General features: G+C 65.4%; 9 protein-coding genes and 1 pseudogene. 7 read left to right on the top strand and 3 right to left on the bottom strand.

All coding sequences use genetic code 11. The features are described 5' to 3' along the window. Window positions 1–236: 236 nt before the first annotated feature. From AD72_RS36095 to AD72_RS31755, 7 genes and pseudogenes are all read left to right on the top strand, one after another. Window positions 237–623: pseudogene (locus AD72_RS36095) on the top strand (transposase); the annotation flags it as partial. Between the two features lie 529 nt (window positions 624–1,152). Then, window positions 1,153–1,899 (top strand): acetoacetate decarboxylase family protein, encoded by a 747-nt coding sequence (locus tag AD72_RS31780; protein WP_231645084.1) that lies wholly within the window; start codon window positions 1,153–1,155, stop codon window positions 1,897–1,899. After that, window positions 1,896–2,645 (top strand): SDR family NAD(P)-dependent oxidoreductase, encoded by a 750-nt coding sequence (locus AD72_RS31775; RefSeq protein WP_031470339.1) that lies wholly within the window; start codon window positions 1,896–1,898, stop codon window positions 2,643–2,645. The genes AD72_RS31780 and AD72_RS31775 overlap by 4 nt, the downstream gene beginning before the upstream one ends. Before the next feature lie 65 nt (window positions 2,646–2,710). Beyond that, a complete protein-coding gene (locus AD72_RS31770; protein WP_231645083.1) occupies window positions 2,711–3,469 on the top strand; it encodes an N-acyl homoserine lactonase family protein in 759 nt (252 codons plus the stop codon). Between the two features lie 10 nt (window positions 3,470–3,479). Continuing rightward, window positions 3,480–3,830, top strand: coding sequence for an FmdB family zinc ribbon protein (locus tag AD72_RS31765; RefSeq protein WP_031470337.1), 351 nt, complete (start codon window positions 3,480–3,482; stop codon window positions 3,828–3,830). Further along, window positions 3,827–4,567 carry an SDR family NAD(P)-dependent oxidoreductase gene (locus AD72_RS31760; protein ID WP_031470336.1) on the top strand — a complete coding sequence of 247 codons (741 nt, stop codon included), beginning with the start codon at window positions 3,827–3,829 and terminating at the stop codon, window positions 4,565–4,567. Before AD72_RS31765 ends, AD72_RS31760 begins: the two co-directional genes overlap by 4 nt. 62 nt (window positions 4,568–4,629) lie before the next feature. Then, window positions 4,630–5,307, top strand: coding sequence for a GntR family transcriptional regulator (locus tag AD72_RS31755; protein WP_051899232.1), 678 nt, complete (start codon window positions 4,630–4,632; stop codon window positions 5,305–5,307). 10 nt (window positions 5,308–5,317) lie between these two features. Here AD72_RS31755 and AD72_RS31750 read toward each other — a convergent pair whose 3' ends face one another. Genes AD72_RS31750 through AD72_RS31740 form a run of 3 tightly spaced genes read right to left on the bottom strand, consistent with a single transcriptional unit; the run spans window position 5,318 to window position 7,709 of the window. Then, on the bottom strand, window positions 5,318–6,529 hold the full coding sequence (locus tag AD72_RS31750; RefSeq protein ID WP_031470334.1) for an alpha-hydroxy acid oxidase: 1,212 nt from the start codon (window positions 6,527–6,529) through the stop codon (window positions 5,318–5,320). Further along, window positions 6,526–7,380, bottom strand: coding sequence for a fumarylacetoacetate hydrolase family protein (locus AD72_RS31745; protein WP_031470333.1), 855 nt, complete (start codon window positions 7,378–7,380; stop codon window positions 6,526–6,528). Before AD72_RS31745 ends, AD72_RS31750 begins: the two co-directional genes overlap by 4 nt. Then, window positions 7,380–7,709, bottom strand: a complete 330-nt coding sequence (locus tag AD72_RS31740) for a hypothetical protein (protein WP_156365464.1) — start codon at window positions 7,707–7,709, stop codon at window positions 7,380–7,382. Before AD72_RS31740 ends, AD72_RS31745 begins: the two co-directional genes overlap by 1 nt. Between the last annotated feature and the right edge of the window lie 58 nt (window positions 7,710–7,767).

The following is a 7,767-nucleotide window of genomic DNA, read 5'->3' as shown; positions in this document are numbered from 1 at the left end:
TTACGGGACAACCTTTAGGGGAGCGTACTCAACGCGACCGGCAAGCTGGCCGTGGTCTCGAAGGGCTTCCGCCAGCCGCTCACCGATCCGTGCACCGATGTCGCGATCGAGGAGATCGTACGCCGCTGGCCTAAAGAGGAACTGTCCGCACGCACCAACGTGGACATTACGCTCGGCGAAACCCGCACGGCTGATCCCATGCCCGTCTCACCTCTCCGAACCCACGGATTGGCTGCCCGGGGACGGTCTGGCAGCGCTGCCACGCCCACTACACTGTCAACCTCCTCTCGGTCTGCCTCAAGACTTTCCGGCCGTGGGCGCGGACGCTGCTGCACTCGGTATTCGATCAAGCCGACGCGGAATCCGTTGCTGCACAATACGATCGGATACTCGACGCACCCGCGAGAAACTCCCCAAAGTCGCCGAGCACCTCGACGCCGCGCGGGCGGAGTTGTTGTCGTTCACCGCGTTCCCGAAACAGATCTGGCGACAGATCTGGTCGAACCCCCCAAGAACGGTTGAACAAGGAAGTCCGGCGCCGCGCCGACGTCGTTGGGGTCTTCCCCGACCGCCAGGCCATCATCCGTCTCGTCGGCGCCGTGCTGGCCGAACAACACGACGAACGGAGAGTCCGCGTCCACGCCCGCGCTGATCCGACCGAATAGGAGGACACCCCGACCGAACTCACCGGCTGGTTATCACCAGATCAGCGGTGCCCCCGATACACGGCCCCGAAGGACTTGACCATGTTCTTTGGCATGCGCCGGAATTCCACACGTCGGCCTGCTTCCCGACGTGGCACGCACTCGCCGTTCCGAATGAGGACCGCGCGCCGGGGTACTCGCCGCGTCGCAGCGGCAGTCCGGCGCCCATGCGACAGGGTGTCGCCCACAGCGCTCCCCGGTGCTCGCCGTCCGAGCTGGCCGCAACTATCGGAGTCGCCCCGTGAGCTCATGCTGTCACCCCATTGTGAATATTCGCCCCGATCTGCATGCACAGCACACGTGTGCGATGTTGGCCCGGGACTCAATTCTTTACTGGCTAATATCCGGAACCGGCCATCGTTATTCGACTTGACAGTGCTGAATGCTGCATGCAGGATGACTGGCATCTGTTTCGACGAGGAGGCGTTTGATGTTCGGTCGGTTCGAGATGCATCCGGGCGGTGGGGTGAATCCACCGTATTCGCCTGCGTATCCCCTGGAGTGGGAGACCGGCATTCACACGGTCGAGGTGGTCACGCGTGCCGATCGAGGTAAGCTGCAACGGCTGCTGGCCGACACCGGGTTCGAGCTGGTCAATGACCGGGTGGCGTTCCGGTTCATGCTCTCGCCGGGGCATACGCTGTCGCTGTATCGGGGCAGGATGTTCGATCTCATGGTGACCGTGGCAGTTCGATACCGGGAACTGTACACGCAGACTCACATCTATATGTACTGCAGTGATCCGATGGGGATCGTGGCGGGACGTGAGCTGTACGGTTACACCAAGAAGGACTGCGATTTCGAATTCCATGAGGACGAGGACGGGCGGGTGGCCGGATCGGTGACGCGCCGCTCGGTGCCGTTGGCCGCGTTCTCGTTCACCCCGGAGCCAGGCGCGCCGTTGGTCCGGCTCACCGACGATGAGCAGCAACCCGGCGGCGAATTGCACGTGCGCAGGCTTCCTCTTCCCGATGGTGTCGGCGTGGCCTACTCGGACGTGGTCTATCGGCGCACGCCGATCCAGAACTCGGAGCCGATTCGCGGGCGGGTCGATCTGCAACTGCACCCGTCTGAGTTCGATCCGTTGACCGATCTGGAACCGGAGATCCTCAGTGCACAGTCGATGAAAACTCCCGTCTATGGCGGTGGTTTCGCGGTCGAGGACCGCAGGTTGATCGAACGGCGAGTGCCGTGAGTGCCGCGATCGTCACCGGTGGTGGAGGGGATATCGGAGCGGCGATCTGTTATCGCCTCGGCGGCGATGGCTGGCCGGTGATCGTGGCCGACCGGGATGCGGCCGCGGCCACCAGCACCGTGGATTCGCTTGCAGCGGCCGGTCATACCGCCGAGGCATACGAGGTCGATGTCACTGACGCTCGCGAGTTCGCCGCACTGGTTCATGGCGTGGCTGATCGGCACGGCGGGCTCGGCGCATTGGTGAACAACGTGGGTATGGAGGGCGCGGTGGCACCGTTGGTCTCCTATCCGGAGGACGTGTTCGAGCGGGTCATGCGAACCAACGTGCACAGTGTTTTCCTCGGGCTGCGTGCGGCGCTCAGGGTGATGCTCGAAGCCGGTTCCGGTGCGATCGTGAACAGTGCATCCACCTCGGCGATCCGGGGCCGTGCGAACCTCGCCGGATATATCGCGAGCAAGCACGCCGTGCTCGGACTGACGAAGGTCGCTGCCCTCGAGGTGATCGGCACTGGTGTGCGTGTGAACGCGGTGCTTCCCGGGCCGATCGAAACGCGCATGATCCGCGCGATCAACGAGGGCAATCGCGCCCTTTCCGGAAGCGGTACGGAAGTCGAGCGGGCTGTCAGCGTGCCGTACGGCTCGGTCGAGGACGTCGCGGCGGCGGTTTCCCATTTGGTTTCCGCTGATGCGCGGCATATGAACGGCGCCTCGGTCGTCGTCGACGGCGGCAGCACGATCGCCTGAACACGAATAGAAACCAAGCGGCATCAAGGAGGATGGCCATGCGAACAACGACGCACGCGAAGCGGTTGTGGGCGCTGGACGGGGCGAGGATGACCCTGGAGAACAGCCTGCTGATCGTCGGTGGGACCGGGAAACTCACGGTGCCGCTGCCGACGTTCCTCATCGAGCACGAACGCGGGCTCGTGCTCTTCGATACCGGACTGGTCCCGGAGGCTGCCGATGACCCACGGCTGGTCTACGGCGAACTGGTGGATGAAGCGGGTATCGAGATGACGCCCGACCAGCGTGTGGATCACCAGCTCGCCGCGATCGGCTTCCGGCCAGAGGACATCACCCATGTGCTGCTCTCGCACACGCATGTCGATCACACCGGTGGTCTTTCCCTGTTCCCGCAAGCGAAGTTCTTTATTCAGCGTGGTGAACTCGGCTACGGGTATTGGCCCTACCCAGCGGCTGCTGCCTTCTTCCGGCAGGCGGATTTCGAGCCGATCCGCAAGATCGGCTGGAACGAGGTGGACGGCGATTTCGACCTGTTCGGCGACGGCAGTATCCAGTTGCTCGCCTGTCCTGGCCACACGCCTGGCAACGCGAGCCTGTTCGTCCAGCTGAGTGAGCGTTCGTTCATCATCACCGGCGATACTGCGCACAGCACTCGCGCGATCGAGGCCGAGTTGCCCGCCTCCCCCGATGCCAATACCGAGCAGGCTGTCTGGTCGATCCGCAAGATCAAGCAGCTGGCCGCCGCCAGGCAGGCCGAGATCTGGGTGCCACACGATCCCGAGCAATGGCCGGAATTCGAACACGCACCGGCGTCCTACACCTGAGGCGGCTGCGATGATGCTCATCGAGTACGCCTGCACCGAATGCGCTACCAGCCAGGAGGTCTGGGTCCGGCACACCGCGGCCGCGGCCGCCGAATGCGTGGCCTGCGGCGGTCACACCAAACGCCGCTTCGGCGGCAAACTACTCAGGGCGGCGAAGGCCCCCACGGAACCGGCGCCAGCGCATGGGCACTGCGCTGGCGCGCCCGGCGACTGCGTGCTGGAACCGACTGCCGCCCGGATGCTGGATGCGCGGATCCGGGGTGATCGTCGCGCCATCGATCGCGAAACAGCGCACCAGGAGCGCGCGATCGGCGAGGGACGGCTGGATCCGGGCCGGTCTCCCATGTTGGGACAACCGTGACGGCGCCGGGCAAGGTCGCGATCGTCACCGGTGGCCTTTCCGGTATCGGCGCAGCGATCGCCGCTCGGCTGATGGCCGACGGGACGACCGTCGTTGCCGCCGATATCGCGGTCGAACGGACCGAACTGCGGGAGGGCCCTGGCATAAACCCGGCCCAGGTCGATGTCACCGACGAAAAGCAGGTGGAGGCACTCGCGAGCCGGATCGCCGAGACCTATGGTCGTATCGACTGCCTGGTCCATTCCGCAGGGATCGGGCGAGTCGCACCGTTCCTCGAGACCTCCTCCGAGCTGTTCGAGCTCGTGTTGCGTACCAACCTCTACGGCACGTTCCTGGTCGGACGAGCCTGCGCTCGTGTGATGGCCTCGAACGGCGGTGGCGTGATCGTCAACATCGGCAGTGTTTCGGGCCTGCGCGGCAACGCGGGCCGTGCGGCGTACGGAGCCGCCAAAGGCGGCATCGTGACGATGAGCCAGGTCATGGCAACCGAATTGGCCACGTACGGTATCCGGGTCAACGTCGTGGCCCCGGGCCCGATCGAGACACCGCTGGCCGCGACACAGCACGACAGCAGTGTGCGGCAGGCATGGGTGCAGTCGGTGCCGATGAAGCGTTACGGCGTACCGGAGGATGTGGCCGGCGCGGTTTCCTACTTGTGCTCGGACGAGGCCAACTACGTGACCGGCAGTGTGTTTGTCGTCGACGGCGGTTTCCTCGCTTCGGGAGTGCCGAGCTGAGGACTTCGCCTACGCGGTATGCTGCATGCAAGTTCCAGCGCAACCGTCGGGAAGGGGTACACGTGGTCGAGCAGGTTCCCCGGCCGCAAACGCTGACCGAGCTGGCGTATCAGCAGCTACGCGACGGCATCCTCGAGGGTGGTCTGGCGGCTGGAAGCCGAGTCAGCGTCGTTTCGCTCGCCGCCGACATGGGCATGAGCCGCAGCCCGGTGCGGGCGGCGATCGAACGGCTCGCCACCGACGGGCTCATGATACTCACGCCTGGTGGCGCTTTGGTGCCCACCCCAGGGCGCGGCGACCTGCTCGACGCGCTTGCCGTCCGCGCACCCCTCGAGGGTCTGGCCGCCAGGCTGGCCGCGCCGCAACTCGCGGACAGCGACGTCGCGGTGCTCAGCGATATCCACGCCGAGTTCGACGCTGCTGTCCGACAGGCGGACACCACAACGGCGCAACGCGCGGATCTCCGGTTTCACCAACAAGTCCAGGCGTATTGCGGGAACGAGTGCCTGGTCGAACACCTTGAACGGGTCCAGGCCAGGGTCATCCTGGCCACCTATTCCACCGCGTGGAGCTCGAATCAGATGCAGGCGGTGCCCGAGCACGCACGGATTCTGTCCGCACTGTCGGCGAGGGACGGTGAGGCGGCAGGCCGCGCGGCGACGGTGCACCTGGAGAACCTGGCCGAGCGAGTACGCCGAGAGTGGCGGAGGCGCGACAGCGAGGAGTCGCGCACCGCCTGACCGCGGGCTTTCAGCGCAACCGAACCCGATCCGGCGTCAGCTCCTGCACCGATGCCACACCGAGCAGCTGCATCGTCTGACGCGTCTCGACGGCTAGAATGTCCAGCATACGCCGGACCCCCGCCTCGCCACCCGCCATGAGCCCGTAAAGATAGGCTCGGCCGACCAGTACACCGGCGGCACCGAAACATGCCGCCGCGATGACATCGGCACCGGTTCGGATACCGCCATCGACATACACCTCGACGCGGTCACCAACCGCCGCGACTACAGAGGACAGTTGCTCGAGCGGTACCGGGGCACGATCGAGCTGACGGCCACCGTGGTTGCTCACCACGATCGCGTCGGCACCTGCCTCGACGGCCGAGCGCGCGTCCTCCACCCGCTGCACGCCTTTTACGATCAACTTTCCCGACCAGCGCTCCCGCAGCCACACGAGGTCCTGGATCGTCGCGGACGGATCGAACATGTGGTCGGCCAGCTCCGCCACGGTCCCCTGCCAATTGCTAAACGATGCGAACTGCAGTGGCTCGGTTGTCAGCAGGTTGAACCACCAGTGCGGGCGCAGCGCTCCGTCGAGGAACGTCTTGGCCGTCAACGATGGCGGGATCGTCATGCCGTTGTGGACATCGCGCAGCCTGCTCCCGGCCACCGGGGTGTCCACGGTTAGCACGAGCGCCTCGTACCCCGCGTCCTTCGCCGATTGCACAAATTCGAGACTGCGTTCGCGGTCACGCCAGAGATAGAGTTGGAACCAACGCCGTACGTCGGGGACCGCGGCTGCGAGCGTGGTGGCCGAGGTCGTGCCCATGGTGGAAAGCGCGTACGGTACGTTCGCCCCTGCCGCCGCCCGCGCCACGGCGATCTCGCCCTCGTGATGCATCATGCGGGTGAAGCCCGTCGGAGCAAGTCCGACCGGCATGCCGGACGGTTGCCCGAGCATCGTGGTCGTCGTGTCCACATCGGCCACGTCGCGCAGTACGCTCGGCCGGAACTCGATGCGCTCGAAAGCCGATCGGTTGCGCGCCATCGACAGCTCGCCGCCCGCACCACCGTCGGTGTAGTCGAACACGGCACGGGGGGTTCGTCGCCGCGCAACGGCGCGTAGCTCCTCGATCGTGGCCGCCCCTTGAAGACGGCGGCGCTTCCCGTTGAGAACCAGAGGTTTCGGCCGCAGCAGCGGGGCGAGTTCGGTCATGCGCGGAATTCGGCGGCCGGTCACTGGTGAACCTCCGATCCCGCGACACAACGATGGATCATCGTGCCGATCCCCTCGATCGTGGTGACCACGGTGTCACCTGGTTTGAGATACCGTGGTGGTTTCCGTCCCATCCCGACCCCGTCCGGGGTACCGGTGAACACCACATCACCGGGCCCGAGCGGACAGATCCACGACAACAGGGAAACCAGCCGTGCCACCGGGTGGATCATCAGGCTCGTCCGACCCTCCTGCACCGTCTCACCGTTGACCTGACACCGCAGGGCGAGATCGTCGCGGTCGGCGAACTGCTCGGGTGTGACCAACGCCGGCCCGAGCGGCCCGTAGCCGGGAAACGACTTCCCAAGACTGAATTGCGGCGGCGATCCCTGCATCTGTACGGCGCGATCGGAGAAATCCTGTCCGACAGTACAGCCAGCCACATGCTCCCACGCCTGTTCCGGTGCGACGCGGCGTGCCGGCCGACCGATCACGATGACCAGTTCGACTTCCCAATCCACCTGATCACCGGAAAGCACGAGGTCACCTTCGGGACCGGCAATGCTGCTCGAGAACTTCGTGAAAACCAGCGGCCGATCGGTCGCTACGGCGAGACCCGTTTCCTCGGCGTGGCTGCCGTAGTTCAGCCCGACCGCGAACACCTGCGGCGGTCGCGGCACCGGCGCCGCCAACGGACCGTCGATCGCCCCCACCGGCACCGGCCGCGCCGTCCGCACCCATGAGCGGAACGCGTCCCATACCTCGAACAAATCCTGCGGACCGGGACCGAACCGTCCCGAACTAGCGGTCGCCACGTCGACTCTGCCTTCCGCGGTTTCCAGGACGGCGCGGCCAGCAACGTTGAGCAGTCGCATCAAGCACCCTTTCGTTCTGCTATGAGCCGACAAAGTAGGTCGGTGTGCGTGGTCTCGCGCGCCAGCAGTGCCACCATGAGCGAGACAATCGCGCCGACGATGACGACGAACGCCGGGGCGGCCGGATTACCCGACCTCGAGATGAGGAAAATCATGATCAGTAGAGCCGTCCCGCCGAGCAGGGGCACCGAAATGGTGAGGCGCAGCGACAGCCCGGTGTAGCCGCAAACGACGAAGTCGTAGTACTCGATGAAGTTGCCGGTACGGGCGCCCGTGAATCGCCTTGCTGCGCTGCACGACGTGGCCAACCTTCGATGTGTCTGGCGCAAGCGCGCACGGCATAAGAACCTCCACTAGCTCGCTCGATCTTTACTGCATCCTGCATGC

This window comes from Sciscionella sediminilitoris (assembly GCF_000737195.2).
Taxonomy (GTDB): Bacteria; Actinomycetota; Actinomycetes; order Mycobacteriales; family Pseudonocardiaceae; genus Sciscionella; species Sciscionella sediminilitoris.
This window is presented reverse-complemented; position numbering and strand designations above follow the sequence as displayed.

Coding starts and splice junctions, on each gene's coding strand:
- AD72_RS31780 (WP_231645084.1), top strand. CDS start 1,153: ATGCATCCGGGCGGTGGGGTGAATCCACCGTATTCGCCTGCGTATCCC.
- AD72_RS31765 (WP_031470337.1), top strand. CDS start 3,480: ATGATGCTCATCGAGTACGCCTGCACCGAATGCGCTACCAGCCAGGAG.
- AD72_RS31745 (WP_031470333.1), bottom strand. CDS start 7,380: ATGCGACTGCTCAACGTTGCTGGCCGCGCCGTCCTGGAAACCGCGGAA.